Genomic DNA, 15,413 nt, shown 5'->3' on the forward strand with positions numbered 1-15,413 from the left:
CACCCCTGATAGCATGGGCCAACGTACGACGATGACCGACACCGCCACCGTTAGCCATTCCTTCCAGGCCGAAGTCTCCGAGCTGCTCCATCTGATGGTGCATTCGGTCTACTCCGAGACCGACATTTTCCTGCGCGAGCTGATTTCGAACGCCTCGGACGCCTGTGACAAGCTGCGTTACGAGGCGATCGCCAGACCCGATCTGATCGGCGACGGCGAGGCGCCGCAGATCCGCATCATCCCGAACAAGGCCGCTGATACGCTGACCATCGCCGACAGCGGCATCGGCATGGAGCGCCAGGAACTGATCGACCATCTCGGCACCATCGCCCGCTCCGGCACCAAGGCGTTCGTGCAGAAGCTGGCCGAGGCCAAGGACGGCACCGGCCTGATCGGCCAGTTCGGCGTCGGCTTCTACTCGGCCTTCATGGTCGCCGACCGCATCGTCGTCATCAGCCGGCGCGCCGGCGGCAGCGAGGTCTGGACCTGGACCTCGTCGGGCGGCGCGGGCTTCGAGGTGGCGCCCGCGTCCGAGGAGGATGCCAAGCGGGTGACGCGCGGCACCGAGATCGTGCTGCACCTCAAGGACGACGCCAAGAAATATCTCGAAACCTATGAGATCGAGCGCATTGTCACCGCCTATTCCGACAACATCCAGTTTCCGATCATGCTGGTGCCGGAGGAGGGCGAGCCGCGCCAGATCAACTCCGCCAGCGCGCTGTGGCAGCGCTCGAAGTCCGAGCTGACGTCCGACGACTACAGCAAGGCCTACAAGTCGATTGCGCACGCGTTCGACGAGCCGGCGATGACGCTGCACTACCGGGCCGAGGGCCGCTATTCCTACGCGGTGCTGCTGTTCGCGCCGTCGACCAAGCCGTTCGACCTGTTCGAGCCGGCGCGCAAGGGCAAGGTCAAGCTCTATGTCCGCCGCGTCTTCATCACCGATGACGCCGACCTGATGCCGGCCTATCTGCGCTTCATCCGCGGCGTGATCGACAGCGAGGACCTGCCGCTCAATTTGTCGCGCGAGATGCTGCAGAACAATCCGCAGCTGGCGCAGATCCGCAAGGCCGTGACCACGCGCGTGATCGGCGAGCTGGAGCAGCTCGCCGACAAGGATGCCGAAAACTTCGACAAGATCTGGGATTCGTTCGGCGCCGTGATCAAGGAAGGCCTGTACGAGGATTTCGAGCGCCGCGACAAGCTGCTGGCGCTGTCGCGCTTCACCACGACATCGGGCGAGCGGCGCTCGCTGAAGCAATATGTCGAAGGTCTCAAGGAGAACCAGACCGAGATCTATTTCCTGGTTGGTGACAGCATCGAGCGGCTGAAGTCCAATCCGCGGCTCGAGGCCGCCAAGGCGCGCGGCGTCGAGGTGCTGCTGCTCACCGATCCGGTCGATGCGTTTTGGACCTCGGCACGGCTGGAGTTCGACGGCAAGCCGCTGAAGTCGCTGAGCCAGGGCGACATCAACTTCGATCCGATCCCGGTGACCGAGCCGAAGCCCGAGGACGAGGCACAGCCGGCGGCCGACGAGGCCAATACGATCGCGCTGATCAAGGCAAGTCTCGGCGACCACGTCACCGACGTGAAGGTCTCGACCCGGCTTACCACCAGCGCGTCGTGCCTGGTGGCCGGCAGCCATGGTCCGGATCGCGAGTTGGAGCGCATCCTGTCGCAGCAGGCGCGCGGGGCGCGCACCAAGCCGATCCTCGAGATCAATCTGCGCCATCCGCTGGTCGTCGCCGTCGCCAAGGCCGCCGCCGACAAGGCCAAGGTCGACGATCTGTCGTTCCTGCTGCTCGAGCAGGCGCAGATCCTCGACGGCGAACTGCCGGAGGATCCGGCCGCCTTCGCGGCCCGTCTCAACCGGCTGGTGCTGCAGGGCGTCGCGGGGGCCTGAGGCAGGCGGGTCGCCGGGCGCGGAGGTCAGTTCTTCGCGCTGACCTGCGGGACCAGCTTGCGCCAGTGCATGATCTCGGCGCGGTAGGTCGCGGTATAGACGCCGACGTCGCCGGTGAGCGGCGTGGCGCCGACCTCGGCGAACTGCCTGCTGATGTCGGGATCGGCCAGCGCGGCGTTGATCTCGCGGTTGAGCAGCTCGACGATGGCTTTCGGCGTGCCGTGCGGCACCGCGACGCCATAGAAGCCGGAGGTTTCGAACGCCGGCAGCACGTCGGCGACCGGCGGCAGATCGGGGAAGGCGGCGGCATGCTCGCGCGTCGTGACGGCCAGCGCCCGGACCTTGCCGCTGCGCAGGAGGTCGGCGGCGGAAGCGGCGTTGTCGAACATCGCGTGGATATGGCCGGAGGCGAGGTCGGTCAGGGCCGGCCCCGAGCCACGATAATGCACGACGGACCAGGTGATGCCGCCGAGCGTCCGGAACAGCTCGGCCGACAGCAGCTGGACGGTGCCAGGACCGGCGGAGCCGACGCTGAGCTTGCCCGGGTTGGCCTTGGCATAGGCCAGGAATTCGGGCAGCGTCTCGACCGGCAGCTGCCGGCTGACCAGCAGCAGCAGCGGCATGCGCGCCATGCCGGCGACGGGGATGAGATCGCCCTCGGCGCCGGGCGAGCCGTCGGTCGAGGCCGTAATGACGTTGGCGGTCGAGGTCGCAAGGATCGTGTAGCCGTCCGGCGCGGCGCTCGCGACGCTCTTGGTGGCGGTCGCGCCGCCCGCACCCGGCCGGTGATCGAGCACGAAGGGCTGGCCCAGTCGGCGGGTCAGCCGATCGCAGATCAGGAGCGACAGCCGGCCGGTGGCTCCGCCCGGGGCAAACGGAATGACCCAGGTGACGGGCTGAGCCGGATAGGGCGCATCAACTCCGGCGAACGCCGTGGTCGAGGTCACGGCTGCAACGCTGCTCCAGGCGGCGCAGCGCAGCAATGCGCGTCGTGTCATCGTGTCCTTGGGCATGCCGGCCTTCGCGTTGGCATGTTCTGGGAGCGGTAGGATAACCGGCATTTCCGAGAACTTCGTAAAGGATCGCATTCGCATCAACAGCGACGCACTCTCGGCCGGTTAACCCTCCCGATTAACGGCCGGTCAGGCCACCCGGCCTATAAGCACGCCGAATTGGGGTGAGGGCGTTCATGAACTCCGGGCAGTCGGATCGATCTGTGGAACTCAGCACGGCCCCTCGGAAGCCGTCGGCGGCGAAGATCTGGCTGAAGGCGATCGAGCTGATCTCGCGCATCGAGGCAGAGCCGGCGCGGCTGTTCGCCGACGTGGTGGACGACTGGGCCGCGAAGCAGCCCGAACGGCCGGCGCTGATCTCCGATCGCGAGACGCTGAGCTATTCCGCCCTGTCTGGGCGCATCAACCGATACGCCCGCTGGGCGCTGGCCAACGGCATCGGGCCTGGCCACACGATCGCTTTGATGATGCCGAGCCGGCCCGACTACCTGGCCGCCTGGCTTGGGATCAGCCGCGTCGGCGGTGTGGTTGCGCTCATCAATGCCAATCTCATCGGACCGTCGCTTGCGCATTGCATCAATGTGGCTCGGCCAGTCCATGTGATCGTCTCCAAGGACTTCCATGAAGCCTATACGGAGGTTGCGCCGTTGATCGCGGGCGGGCCGCGTGTCTGGATTGCCGGCGGCGGCGATCTCGACGTCGCGATCGCCGCGATGGATACGCACGCGCTCGACGCGACTGAGCGCCGCGCCGTGACGATCAACGACCGCGCGCTGCTGATCTACACCTCCGGCACGACGGGCCTGCCCAAGGCCGCCAGTATCAGCCATCGCCGCATCATGAACTGGGGTGGCTGGTTTGCCGGCCTCACCGGCGCAGGTCCCGACGATCGCCTCTATGACTGTCTGCCGGTCTATCATTCCGTCGGCGGCATCGTCGCGCCCTGTAGCATGCTGCGCGCCGGCGGTGCGGCGGTGCTCGCGGAGAAATTCTCGGCGAGCAATTTCTGGCGCGACATCGTCCGTCACGATTGCACGCTGGTGCAATATATCGGCGAGCTCTGCCGCTATCTGCTGGCCGCCGCGCCATCCGATTTCGACCGCGCCCATCGGCTGCGGCTCGCCTGCGGCAACGGAATGCGCGGCGACGTCTGGGAGGCGTTCCAGGCGCGCTTCGCCATCCCCCAGGTGCTGGAATTCTATGCCGCGACCGAAGGCAACTTCTCACTCTACAATGTCGAGGGCAGGGTGGGATCGATCGGGCGCGTGCCGTCGCTGCTTGCGCATCGCTTTCCCGCCGAAATCATCAAGCTGGATGCCGACCAGCGCGCACCCTTGCGCGGAGCTGACGGGCGGTGCCTGGTCTGCGCGCGCGGCGAGATCGGCGAGGCCATTGGCCGCATCGGTACGGCGGACCAGGGAGGCGGCCGCTTCGAAGGCTATACCGATACAGGCGAGACCGAGAAGAAGATCCTGCGCGACGTCTTCGCCAAGGGCGATGCCTGGTTCCGCACCGGTGACCTGATGCGCCAGGACGACCAGTGCTTCTTCTATTTCGTCGATCGTCTCGGCGACACCTTCCGCTGGAAGGGCGAGAACGTCGCGACCAGCGAGGTGAACGAGGCGATCCTGCAATGTCCCGGCGTGTTGGAAGCATCGACCTATGGTGTCGTCGTGCCCGGCAGGGACGGACGCGCCGGCATGGCTGCGCTCGTCGTCGGCGACAGCTTCGATCTCGATCGCCTCTCTCTGGAACTTGCCCGCCGATTGCCGCCCTATGCTCGGCCGGTGGCGCTCCGCATCACGTCGTCGCTGCAGTCGACCGAAACATTCAAGCAGAAGAAGCAGGCGCTGATGCGCGACGGCTTCGATCCGTCGATCGTGCATGAGCCGCTCTACGTGCGCGACGCCGGGACGGGTGCCTATTGCCTGCTCGATCGGGATCTCCATGCGCGGATCCTCGCCGGCGAGGTTCGTTTGTAGATGATTTTAATCATAGGCCATGATGGGTATTTACCAACGGTCCCGAAAGATGGCTGGCAAGTCCGGCTTCCTTCACCTTCTCGTCCTATGGTCGGTTTCATCGTTTGAACAGTGAGCGGATTGGCCCATGTCGGTACGGTTAAGAATCATTGCAGCGATCAAGCAGATTGCGGACGAGCAGAAGGTCAAGCTGCCGCCGCTGACCGACGAGCTGACGTTGCACGAGACCGGCTTCGACTCGCTCGCTTTCGCCATCCTGGTCGCCCGTCTCGAGGACGATCTCGGCGTCGATCCGTTCACCCTGTCCGAGGATGTGACGTTCCCCAACACGATAGGCGACTTCATCGGGGCCTATGAGAATGTCCCCGCGTGAGATCTTCGCCCTTCGCGACCATCTCGGGGCGGCGCTGACCGAACGGACGATCTCCGATCCGCGTCACGTCATATCGCTCGCCGAGCTGTCGCGCGGAAGCTGCCTCGGCGGCCGCAGCGCAGAGCTCAACGGACGTTCGGTGCTGCTGGCGACGTCCGGTCAGTTGCTCGCCGGCTTGGCGCTGATCGAGATCGACGGCGTCGCACGGCGCCTGTTGTTGTGTCCGCCGGATCTCAAGGGCGAGCATCTCGCCAGCATCATCGCCGATGCTGACATCGACGCCATCGTGACCGACGAGGTCCAGCGTTTCGACGCCTGCGGCGTCGATCTCGTGATCGAGGTCGCCCTGCCGCAGCCTTTCGCCGAGGTGGTGCAAACGGCGCGTGCCACCGAATGGCTGATGCTGACATCAGGCACGTCGGGCGTGCCGAAGATTGTCGGGCATACGCTCGAGGGCCTGTGCGGCGCGATCATCGGCGACCGCCCCGTACCTGGCGAAGCGATGCCGGTGTGGGCGACCTTCTACGACATTCGCCGCTATGGCGGCCTGCAGATCTTCCTGCGTGCCATCGTCGGCGGCGGCTCGATGGTGCTGTCGGATCCGGGCGAGGGGCTCACGGACCACATCGCGCGCCTCAACGCACGCGGCGTCACTCACATGTCCGGAACGCCGTCGCATTGGCGCAAGCTGCTGATGAGTGGGTCGGTGGAAGGCTTTGCGCCGCGCTACGTGCGTCTCTCCGGCGAGATCGCCGACCAGGCTGTGCTCGACGGATTGAAGCAGGCATTTCCCGGCGCTTCGATCGGTCATGCCTACGCCTCGACGGAGGCCGGCGTCGGCTTCGCGGTCAATGATGGGCTGGAGGGTTTTCCTGCGACGCTGCTCGGCGAGGGCCGCGGTGCCGTCGACATGAAGGTCGTCGACGGCTCGCTGCGCATCCGCTCCAGGCGCGCGGCGCACGCCTATGTCGGACGCTCTGCCGCCGCCCTGACCGACACGGATGGTTATGTCGACACCGGCGACATGGTCGAGCTGCGCGGCGATCGCTACTACTTCGTCGGACGCCGCAACGGCATCATCAATGTCGGCGGGCTCAAGGTCCATCCCGAAGAGATCGAAGCCGTGATCAATGGCCATCCCGAGGTGCGGATGTCGCGCGCCAAGTCGCGGCGCAGCCCGATCACCGGCGGCATCGTCGTCGCCGAGGTCGTGCTGACGGCGGATGCCGATCCGGTACGGAGTGAGACGGTCCGCAATGAGATCCTCGCCGCGTGTCGCGCGCGTCTCGCGGCCCACAAGGTGCCGGCGATGATCCGCGTCGTGCCAGCGCTCGACGTCACTCCGGCCGGCAAGCTGGCGCGCGCCGATGCATAATGTTCTCGTCACCGGCGGCAGCCGTGGCATCGGGCTCGCCATCGCGCGCAGGCTCGCGGGAGCGGGCTATGACGTCATCGCGGTGGCCCGCCGGGAGAGCGACGAACTGCGCGCCGCGATGGCCGAGTTCAGCGCCAGCAGCGCCGGCATTCATTTCCGCGCCTGCGACCTCAGCGTCGTTGATGAACTACCGGCCTTCGTGAAGTCGGTGCGCGACGAGTTCGGTCCGCTCTATGGTCTCGTCAACAATGCCGGTCTCGGCACCGAGGGCCTGCTCGCGACCATGCACAATTCGGAGATCGAGGCACTGGTGCGGCTCAACGTGCTGGCGCCGATGATCCTGACGAAATACGTCGTTCGTCACATGATGGCCGCGGGCGAGGGCCGGGTGATCAACATCTCCTCGATCATCGCCTCTACCGGCTATAACGGCCTGTCCGTCTATGGCGCGACCAAGGCGGCCGCCAACGGCTTCACGCGCTCGCTGGCGCGCGAGGTCGGCAAGGTCGGCATCACCGTGAACGCGATCGCGCCGGGCTTCATCGCCACCGAGCTGACGCAGAGCATGGACGAGGAGCAGCAGCGGCGCATCGCCGGCCGCAGCGCGTTGCGGCGGCTGCCGGAGACGCATGACGTGGCCGCGATGGTTGAATTCCTGCTCGGCGACGGCGGGCGCAATGTTACCGGCACCGTGCTGACGGTCGACGCAGGCAATACCGCCTGAGGCCATTTGCGGCGATCGGTCGCTCTCGCCGTTGATTTCGCTCAAGCGTCCGACGGGCGGCAGCAGCGATAGTGCCGGCGCAATCCGGAACCGGTATCCATGTTCGAGCGCATTCTGCGGTGGACCCTCGTCGTGATCGCAATCGCGGGCCTCGCCGCGGGCGGCCTCGCGCATGTGCTCGGTCGCCCCGATCTTGCCGGGATCGCGTTCACGGCCTCGACCGTTCCTGTCATCCTGGGGCTGATCGTCTCGATCGTCCGCGATTTTCTGGCCGGCCGCATCGGCGTCGACGCGATCGCGCTGGTGTCGATGAGCGCGGCGATCATCCTCGGCGAGCCGCTGGCCGGCGCTGTCGTGGCGCTCATGTATTCCGGCGGCAACGTGCTGGAGGACATTGCTGTCGCCCGCGCCGAGCACGATCTGCGCGCGTTGGTCGATCGCGCGCCGCGCGAGGCGCATCGCCGTCGTGGCGACGAGATCGACAACGTTCCGATCGCCAGCGTCGCGGTCGGTGATCGCCTGATGGTCCGCGCCGGCGAGATCGTCCCGGTCGACGGCATGGTCGAAACAACCATCGCCGTCGTCGACGAGTCGGCGCTCACGGGCGAGCCCATCCCGGTGATGAAGACGCGCGGGATGGCGATCCTGTCGGGATCGGTGAACGCCGGCGACACGTTCGAAATGGCCGTCACGGCGACCGCGGGCGAAAGCACCTATGCCGGCATCGTCAAGCTGGTGACGACGGCCCAGACCGCGAAAGCGCCGTTCGTGCGCCTTGCCGACCGCTACGCGCTGATCTTCCTGCCCGTAAGCCTCGCTATTGCGGGGGCCGCCTATTTGGCCTCGGGCGATCTGATCCGGAGTCTTGCCGTGCTGGTGGCGGCAACGCCGTGCCCGCTGATTCTCGCCGCACCCGTCGCTTTCATTGCGGGTGTGGCGCAGGCGGCCCGAAGTGGCATTCTGGTCAAAGGCGGCGGCAAGCTCGAGGCGCTCGCGCGTGCCCATACCGTGCTGTTCGACAAGACGGGCACGCTGACCGTCGGCGGCGCGCGGCTGCTCTCGGTCGACGCGGCACCGGGCGAGGACGCCGATGCGGTGCTGCTGCTCTGCGCATCGCTCGAGCAGGCCTCGCACCACGTGGTGGCGCACGCGATCGTTCAGGCCGGCCAGGCCCGCGGGCTGAAGCTGAAGGTGCCCGAACAGGTCAGGGAGACGATGGGCTCGGGCCTCGAAGGGCTGATCGATGGCCGCCCTGTGATGGCCGGCTCGCGCGACCTCGTGCTCGGCAGCCGCACGCCGCCGGCTTGGGCGGCGCGCGCGATCCGCCGCGCGTCATGGCGTTCGGCCCTGATCGTCTTCGTCGCCGTCGAGGGGCGCCCGATCGGGGCGCTGCTGCTGGCGGACGAGCTGCGCGCGGATACGCCGCGGGCGATCCGCTGGCTGCGCGAGGCCGGCATCGCGCGCATGGTCATGGTGACCGGGGACCGCGCCGCGGCCGCGCAGGCGATCGGCGCGGCGCTCGACCTCGACGCCGTGCTGGCGGACCGTGTCCCCTCCGACAAGGTGGAGGCGGTCAGGAGCGAGCAGCGGCTGCATCCCACCATCATGGTCGGCGACGGCATCAACGACGCCCCGGCGCTGGCCTGCGCCGACGTCGGCATCGCGCTCGGCGCCCGCGGCGCCAGCGCCTCGTCGGAAGCCGCCGACGTGGTCATTCTGGCCGATCGGCTCGATCGGGTCGGCAAGGCGATCGTGATCGCCCAGCGCGCCCGACGCGTCGCCCTGGAGAGCATCTTCGCCGGCATGGGCCTGTCGTTCGTCGCGATGGGGGCCGCCGCCTTCGGGCTGCTGCAGCCGGTACCTGCGGCCCTGGTCCAGGAGGCCATCGACGTCGCCGTCATCCTGAACGCGCTCCGCGCTCTGTTCCCGGCTGGACGCAGCAAGGCCGGCCGGATCACGGCCGAAGACGGCCGAGGGCTCAGGCATGATCACCAGGCGCTGCTGCGCGGCCTCGACCGCCTGCGCTCGATCGTCGATGCGCTCGACGAAGCCTCGCCGGACGGCGCCGTGGCGCTGATCATGGAGGCAAACGGCTTGGTGCAGGACAAGGTCGTGGCGCATGAGCGCGACGACGAAGGATCGGTCTATCCGAAGCTCGCGCGGCTCCTGCAGGAGAGCCATGGCCTGTCGGCGATGAGCCGGGCGCATCGCGAGATCCTGCATCTGGCGCGCCTGCTCGGCCGGCTGGTCGAGGATCTGCCGTCCGAGCATGTGGACCGCTATCTGATCCGCGATGCGCAACGGGTGATCGAGGCGATCGAAACGCTGGTGCGCATGCACACGGCGCAGGAGGACGACATCTACGAGGCCGTGGTGGCGCGCTCGGCCGCCTGAACCGTTCGCGTCAGCCCGGATGCCGCGGCAGGTCGATCCGTTCGTTGGCAAATTCCGCAGGACCTTCGATCAGGCGGCGGATCCGCCGCTGGCGCTCCTCGGCCGACAGGCTCGGATCGAGCATCCGATCGATCAGCCGGATCGCATTCTGCTCGATGGCGACGGGATCCCGCGACGTGGGCTGCCCGGCTGCTGCCGGCCGCGATGCATGCAGGCCGATCGTGAGCAACTGGCCGATGGCGTCGGAGCGTGTCATCTGGTGAGCCTCCGCCCAGGCGTCGATCTCGGCGGTGAGCTCCTGGGACAGCTTCACCGCACTCACCGCATCATGCCCCAGCCGGACGGCCGGGCTGTGATCCCTGCGGACGTCGGAGAATGGCGTCATGTGTTTGCCGGACGTCATCTGCCTGTTGATCATATCAGCCTAAAGTATGCGGGAGGGACTGGGATTTGATTTCGATCAAGGACGTCCTAAGAAAGCGGCCTCTCGCGGCGGTTCCGCCGCCGGATGCCACGCGTGTCGCTGCTGCCAGGCAGGCCACGGAGCTTAATACTGCAGACAGTCAGCAAGCCCATGCGATTCCTCCACACTTTCCAAGTCTATGATTTCCTCGACACGCTCGTCAGCCTGTTCGCAGCTTTCGTGCTGGGGACGCTGATCGGCGCCGAGCGGCAATACCGGCAGCGCAGCGCCGGCCTGCGCACCAACGTGCTGGTCGCCGTCGGCGCGGCCGCCTTCGTCGATCTCGGCAACCGCCTGACCGGCGCCGACGGCGCGGTGCGGATCATCGCCTATGTGGTGTCGGGCATCGGCTTCCTCGGCGCCGGCACGATCATGAAGGAGGGCATGAACGTCCGCGGGCTCAACACCGCGGCGACGCTGTGGGCGTCCGCCGCGGTCGGCGCCTGCGCCGGCGCCGACCTGATCGCGCAATCGGTGGCGCTGACCGTGTTCGTGCTGGCCGGCAACACGCTGCTGCGGCCGCTGGTCAACGCGATCGATCGCATCCCGCTCAATGCGCAGACGTCGGAGGCGCACTACGAGATCGTCCTGACCACCGACGGGCTGCGCGCCGCCGAGCTGCGCGAGGCGCTCGACGAGCGGCTGGAGGCGGCCAAATACCCGGTGCGGGAGACCGAGGTCGTCTATCGCTCCGAGGACATCGTCGAGATCGTCGCGACGCTGGTGCCGCTCGCGGTCGATACGGTCGATCTCGACCGCGTCGTGTCCGAGCTGGCGAAGCTCGCCGGGGTCCGTCATGCGACCTGGAACGTCAGGGCGCTGGTGTGACGGCATTGCCGGACCAGCATCGCCGCACCGGCGGCGGGGCGCTCGCCACACCTCGTGGCTGCCGGCCGCCGGCGGCCGTGGCAAGCTCCCCACCCACGTCATGGTTCGATATCCCCTGCATCGCTCATCGCGCCCATGCGAAAGTTCCATGTCGCGCCTGAACCATCGCTGAATGCAGCGCCGTCAGTCGTCAGGCGTGCGGCAGCTCCATCGTCAGTGCCCGCCGCGGGCGAAGATCTCATAGAAGCCGAGCACGATCTCGCAGGCGATCAGGATGACGACGATGACCTCGAGCCGCAGCGAGCGCTTGGTGTCGATGATGTCGGCGAGCGTGGTCGCCGTCTCGGCGATCACCGCGAGCTTGCGGTTGAGGGTGTCCTCGCGCTCTTTCAGCTCATACTCGTCCTCGAGCCGCGCATAGAGCCGCTCCAGATCTGGCCGGTCCCACAACACGTCCGGCTTTTCGCCGACGGCCACGCGGCCGGAGACGCGGTGCTGCACCAGCAGCGCCTCGCCGAGCAGCTTGAGCATCGCCACCCGGCTCTTCGATGTTCGTCCCAGCATCGCCAGCTCGCGCGCGAACGGCTCGATGGTGTCGAACACGTTGGCGATCTCGCGCTCGCTGCGGCCGAGCACGACGCTCTTCGCCAGCGCATCGGCGACGATGAGCAGTCGCTCCAGCGACAATTCCTTGACCAGGACCGGGCCGCCGACCGGGATCGGCTCGTCGGATTCGCGCGCGACCTGGACCTTGGCCGTCTCTTCCTCGTGGGGCGCGATCGGGCCGAACAGCCGCGCGCTCAGCCGGTCGAGGAAGTTGATCTCCTCGGCCACCGACAGGCCGATGAAGACGACGACGCCGTAGCGGAAGACCACGGCAACTCCCGTCTCGCCGATGCGGACCGCAAGCGGCGTCGCCGACAGCACCTGGCCTTCGAAGCCGGCGGTATTGATGCGGTCCGCGATCTGGAGCGCGCGGGCGGCGAGTTGTGGAACGGGGGAGGAGTCGGCCATGATGGTGAAAGGCTAGCACGTCGAGCCCGACAGAACGATAACGCGGCGCAAGCCTGGCGACACGTCCGTTGCCGAATATCGCTGCCTGAACCCGCTTGACAGGAAGGAACGTAGCTCCTCATTGGACGCGCACCCCGGATGGATGCCTCTCGATGTCGAAGACCAGTGCTGCGGACTACTATGCCTCGATCCCGGTGTTTCGCGGCTTCGCGCGCCTGATGGAGCCGCAGCTCTACCAGCCGGTGCCGGACGACTGGCTGATCGGCACGGCCGACATCGTCGAGTCGACCAAGGCGATCGCCGACAGGCGCTACAAGGCGGTCAACATGGCCGGGGCGGCGGTCATCGCCGCGGTCACCAATGCCTTGGAGGGGCGCGAATTCCCGTTCGTGTTCGGCGGTGACGGCGCCAGCTTCGCCGTCAGCCCGGATGACGAAGCGGCCGCGCGCGAAGCCCTTGCCGCCACCGCGACCTGGGTCAGGGAGGATCTCGCTCTCGCGATGCGCGTCGCGCTGGTGCCCGTGACGGCGATCCGCGCGCAGGGGCTCGATGTCCGCGTGGCGCGCTACGGTCCGTCGGCCAATCTGTCCTATGCGATGTTCGCGGGCGGCGGAGTGGGCTGGGCCGAGGCCGCGATGAAGCGGGGCGAGTTCGCGATTCCCCCGGCGCCGTCCGGTGCGCAGCCCGATCTGTCCGGACTCTCGTGCCGCTTCGAGGAGATTCCGGCGGCGCGCGGGGTCATCCTGTCGGTGCTGGTGCTGCCGGCTCCCGGCGCGGATGCGCAGGCCTATCGCAAGGTGATCGAGGAGATCATCACCCTCACCGAGCGCAGCCCCGATGCCGGGCGGCCGGTGCCGGCCGGCGCGCCGGCGTTGCGATGGCCGCCGCAGGGATTTGGCTACGAGGTCCGCGCCGCGCGCGGACCGCTGTTGTCGCGCTGGGCCCGCGTGCTCGGACGTACGCTGTTCGTCTATGCCGTGATGCGGTTCAACATCAGCATCGGCGGCTTCGTGCCGGATCTCTACAAGCAGCAGGTGGTCGAGAATTCCGACTTCCGCAAATATGACGATGCGCTGCGCATGATCCTCGACTGCACCGACGAGCTCGCGCAGGAGCTGGAGCGCCGGCTCGGCGCGGCGGCTTCGCGCGGCATCGTCCGCTACGGGCTGCATCGGCAAGATGCCGCGATGATGACCTGCTTCACGCCGTCCGCGATCCGGCCGGATCACGTCCACTTCATCGACGGCGCGCGAGGCGGCTACGCATCGGCTGCGACCGCGTTGAAGGCCGCGGTCGCCTGAGAGTGATCAGCGCGCGCGGGTCCAGGTCTCGCCGCCGCACAGCGATCCGACGCAGCCTTCCACCTTCAGCGTATCCGGGCCGGAGACGGAGATGTGGCTGGTGTAGCTCTGGCCGTCATCGGCGTTGTAGATCTTGCCGGACCATTTGTTCGGCCCCTCCGAGTGAACGCCTTCGAACAATTGCAGGCCGATGATCGGGCGGTTGGCCAGCGCGCGATTGGGATTCTTGTTGTCGACGGCCGGCTTGCCGGTGTCGGTGTCCATCGGCTCCTTCAGCCACACGACGGTGCCGCAGAGATTGGCGCCGCATTTGGCGACCTTGATCCTGGCGTCGCCCGCCTGGGTCAGCCAGGTGCCGGTCGGATCATCGGCGGCCAAAGCGGGCTGCGCCATCACGACGGTCGCCAGCGCAAGACCAGCCAAACGCAATTTCCAAATCATCTTACCCCCCGTTGAAGCCGCGTTTCCATAACAGCAAACGGCGCAGTTGCAATCGCAGAGGAGCGGTTGTCCAAAGCGGGATCATCACGATCAGGTGCATGGCTGCCGAGCCGTCTCAATTCCTTGTTCGGTTGTCTCATGCATGTGCCGGGAAATGGTTTTGATTGCGGCAACAAACTCGGCTGTCGTCCCGGCCCTTGAACCGGGATCCATACCCCCAGGGAGCGGTTCGAAACGCGCCGGCGATTGGCTTTTCGCATCTCGCGTCGCCGCCGCGTATGGGTCCTGGATCGGCGCCATGCCGCGCTGGCGCGCGTCACGGCTTGTCCGGGACGACGACGGCGGGTGAGGCGGTTTCACGGTTCAAACAGCGATGGACATGGCTTTGCAGTCTCGCGGCGCATCGCGCCCGAGGTCTGCGATCAGTTCGTCCCTCTCGAAATGCAGAGGGCGCAGGGAATGCCGGGTGAAGGCCTCACCCATGGCCCGCCTGCGAAAAGAATGCAGGCGGCAGGTACCACAGGCAAAGCCGATTCAACCGGCATTCCCTGCGCGACGGTCTTCACGCTTATACGCAGTCTCCCTGGTGCGCCGGGCTTGTTGGCCACCATCCCCAGCGCCATGCGTGAGCATTGCGCCAGGTTGACACCAGCTTCGGGGTGTCAGGACGCTGCGACTTCACGTCCGCGTGCTACCGTTCGTCCGCACGCCGATAAGCATGCTGCGGCAGCAACGCGGCCATCGCATCCCCACCTCGCGTGTCGTGACGATCGCGCGCTACGCCCCTCTGCGGTGAGGCGGGATGCCGGGATACAAGCATGATTTCTTGAAAAACGCAAGCGAATTATTTTTTTCGGAATCCGGGGCCATGTGCTCCGCTGTCGTCCCGGCCTCGAGCGGGGACCCATCCTCCGCAGCGGACATCATGGGCAAAGTGCCATGACCAGCGTGCCTCAAACGTCTGCCTGGGGGTAGGTCGTTCCGGATCTGCGCGCGCGTACCGCGCGCTTGTCCGGGACGACAGGGGAGAGCGGCCTCACCACGGCAATCCGCAGAGATCGATGGTGCCGCGGGTCGGCGCAGTGCGCTTGACGTCGTGCACGAGCGCAGACAGCGTGTCGAAGCGGATGCGGCCCTGGTCGGGCTGCTCGGCGTAGACGTCGCCGTCGAACGGGATGAAGCCCCTTGCGCCGTAGAAGGCGATGCGATCCGGCGCGCAGAACAGCACGGCGTAGTTGATCGAGTCTTCGTGCCGCAGGGTCTGGATCGCGGCGTTGAGTCCCACGGTGGCCAGGCCACGATTGCGCACGTCCGCGCGCGTCAAAACGCCGCCGATGCCGCCGATGTTGACGTTCTGCCCGTTCCATTTCACCAGGCGGCGATAGATGCCGACGTGGCAGAGCAGGTCGCCGCTCTCGTCTTGCACCAGCACGCGCAGATCGGCATGCGCAAAAGTGATACCTGCCCAGGGTAGGCTCGCGACCACCTCGGGCGGCCAGATCGCGTCATACAGCGGCTTCGCCAGCGGCCAGGACGTGTCTCCATTCAGGACCTCGATCTCGATGCTCATCAAATCGGCTCGCTTTTTCCAGAATCACGGTG

General features: G+C 66.9%; 13 protein-coding genes. 8 read left to right on the plus strand and 5 right to left on the minus strand.

Going from position 1 to position 15,413, the window contains the following annotated elements:
* Nucleotides 1–31: 31 nt before the first annotated feature.
* Nucleotides 32–1,903 (plus strand): molecular chaperone HtpG, encoded by a 1,872-nt coding sequence (gene htpG, locus QX048_RS34305; RefSeq protein WP_315753715.1) that lies wholly within the window; start codon nucleotides 32–34, stop codon nucleotides 1,901–1,903.
* A gap of 26 nt (nucleotides 1,904–1,929) precedes the next feature.
* Here htpG and QX048_RS34310 read toward each other — a convergent pair whose 3' ends face one another.
* Nucleotides 1,930–2,916, minus strand: coding sequence for a tripartite tricarboxylate transporter substrate binding protein (locus QX048_RS34310; protein WP_315828455.1), 987 nt, complete (start codon nucleotides 2,914–2,916; stop codon nucleotides 1,930–1,932).
* A 176-nt stretch (nucleotides 2,917–3,092) separates the two neighbouring features.
* Between QX048_RS34310 and QX048_RS34315 the strand changes: the two genes are divergently transcribed.
* From QX048_RS34315 to QX048_RS34335, 5 genes are all read left to right on the plus strand, one after another.
* A complete protein-coding gene (locus QX048_RS34315) occupies nucleotides 3,093–4,898 on the plus strand; it encodes a long-chain-acyl-CoA synthetase (protein ID WP_315828456.1) in 1,806 nt (601 codons plus the stop codon).
* 127 nt (nucleotides 4,899–5,025) lie between these two features.
* Complete coding sequence (locus QX048_RS34320; protein WP_315716519.1) at nucleotides 5,026–5,271, plus strand: acyl carrier protein; 246 nt, start codon at nucleotides 5,026–5,028, stop codon at nucleotides 5,269–5,271.
* On the plus strand, nucleotides 5,258–6,646 hold the full coding sequence (locus tag QX048_RS34325; RefSeq protein WP_315828457.1) for an AMP-binding protein: 1,389 nt from the start codon (nucleotides 5,258–5,260) through the stop codon (nucleotides 6,644–6,646). Before QX048_RS34320 ends, QX048_RS34325 begins: the two co-directional genes overlap by 14 nt.
* Nucleotides 6,639–7,370, plus strand: a complete 732-nt coding sequence (locus QX048_RS34330; protein WP_315828458.1) for an SDR family NAD(P)-dependent oxidoreductase — start codon at nucleotides 6,639–6,641, stop codon at nucleotides 7,368–7,370. The genes QX048_RS34325 and QX048_RS34330 overlap by 8 nt, the downstream gene beginning before the upstream one ends.
* Nucleotides 7,371–7,469: 99 nt before the next feature.
* Nucleotides 7,470–9,764, plus strand: coding sequence for a heavy metal translocating P-type ATPase (locus QX048_RS34335; RefSeq protein ID WP_315828459.1), 2,295 nt, complete (start codon nucleotides 7,470–7,472; stop codon nucleotides 9,762–9,764).
* A 10-nt stretch (nucleotides 9,765–9,774) separates the two neighbouring features.
* Here the strand turns inward: QX048_RS34335 and QX048_RS34340 are convergent, their stop codons facing one another.
* Nucleotides 9,775–10,182, minus strand: coding sequence for a hypothetical protein (locus tag QX048_RS34340; protein WP_315716524.1), 408 nt, complete (start codon nucleotides 10,180–10,182; stop codon nucleotides 9,775–9,777).
* A gap of 156 nt (nucleotides 10,183–10,338) precedes the next feature.
* Between QX048_RS34340 and QX048_RS34345 the strand changes: the two genes are divergently transcribed.
* Nucleotides 10,339–11,055 carry an MgtC/SapB family protein gene (locus QX048_RS34345; RefSeq protein ID WP_315772367.1) on the plus strand — a complete coding sequence of 239 codons (717 nt, stop codon included), beginning with the start codon at nucleotides 10,339–10,341 and terminating at the stop codon, nucleotides 11,053–11,055.
* 213 nt (nucleotides 11,056–11,268) lie between these two features.
* On the opposite strand, the gene QX048_RS34350 is transcribed toward QX048_RS34345, so the two are convergent.
* Entirely contained in the window at nucleotides 11,269–12,069 is an 801-nt protein-coding gene (locus tag QX048_RS34350; RefSeq protein ID WP_409977997.1) for an RMD1 family protein, read from the minus strand.
* 152 nt (nucleotides 12,070–12,221) lie between these two features.
* On the opposite strand from QX048_RS34350, the gene QX048_RS34355 reads away from it, so the two are divergent.
* A complete protein-coding gene (locus QX048_RS34355) occupies nucleotides 12,222–13,370 on the plus strand; it encodes a DUF3095 domain-containing protein (protein ID WP_315716526.1) in 1,149 nt (382 codons plus the stop codon).
* A 6-nt stretch (nucleotides 13,371–13,376) separates the two neighbouring features.
* Here QX048_RS34355 and QX048_RS34360 read toward each other — a convergent pair whose 3' ends face one another.
* Together QX048_RS34360 and QX048_RS34365 are read right to left on the minus strand one after the other, a co-directional pair.
* Nucleotides 13,377–13,811: a DUF2147 domain-containing protein gene (locus tag QX048_RS34360; RefSeq protein WP_315716527.1), complete on the minus strand. Its 435-nt coding sequence runs from the start codon at nucleotides 13,809–13,811 to the stop codon at nucleotides 13,377–13,379.
* A gap of 1,036 nt (nucleotides 13,812–14,847) precedes the next feature.
* Nucleotides 14,848–15,381 carry a GNAT family N-acetyltransferase gene (locus QX048_RS34365; protein WP_315753701.1) on the minus strand — a complete coding sequence of 178 codons (534 nt, stop codon included), beginning with the start codon at nucleotides 15,379–15,381 and terminating at the stop codon, nucleotides 14,848–14,850.
* Nucleotides 15,382–15,413: the final 32 nt, after the last annotated feature.

The sequence above is a fragment of the Bradyrhizobium sp. SZCCHNS30572 genome (assembly GCF_032484415.1).
In the GTDB taxonomy this organism is placed as follows: Bacteria; Pseudomonadota; Alphaproteobacteria; order Rhizobiales; family Xanthobacteraceae; genus Bradyrhizobium.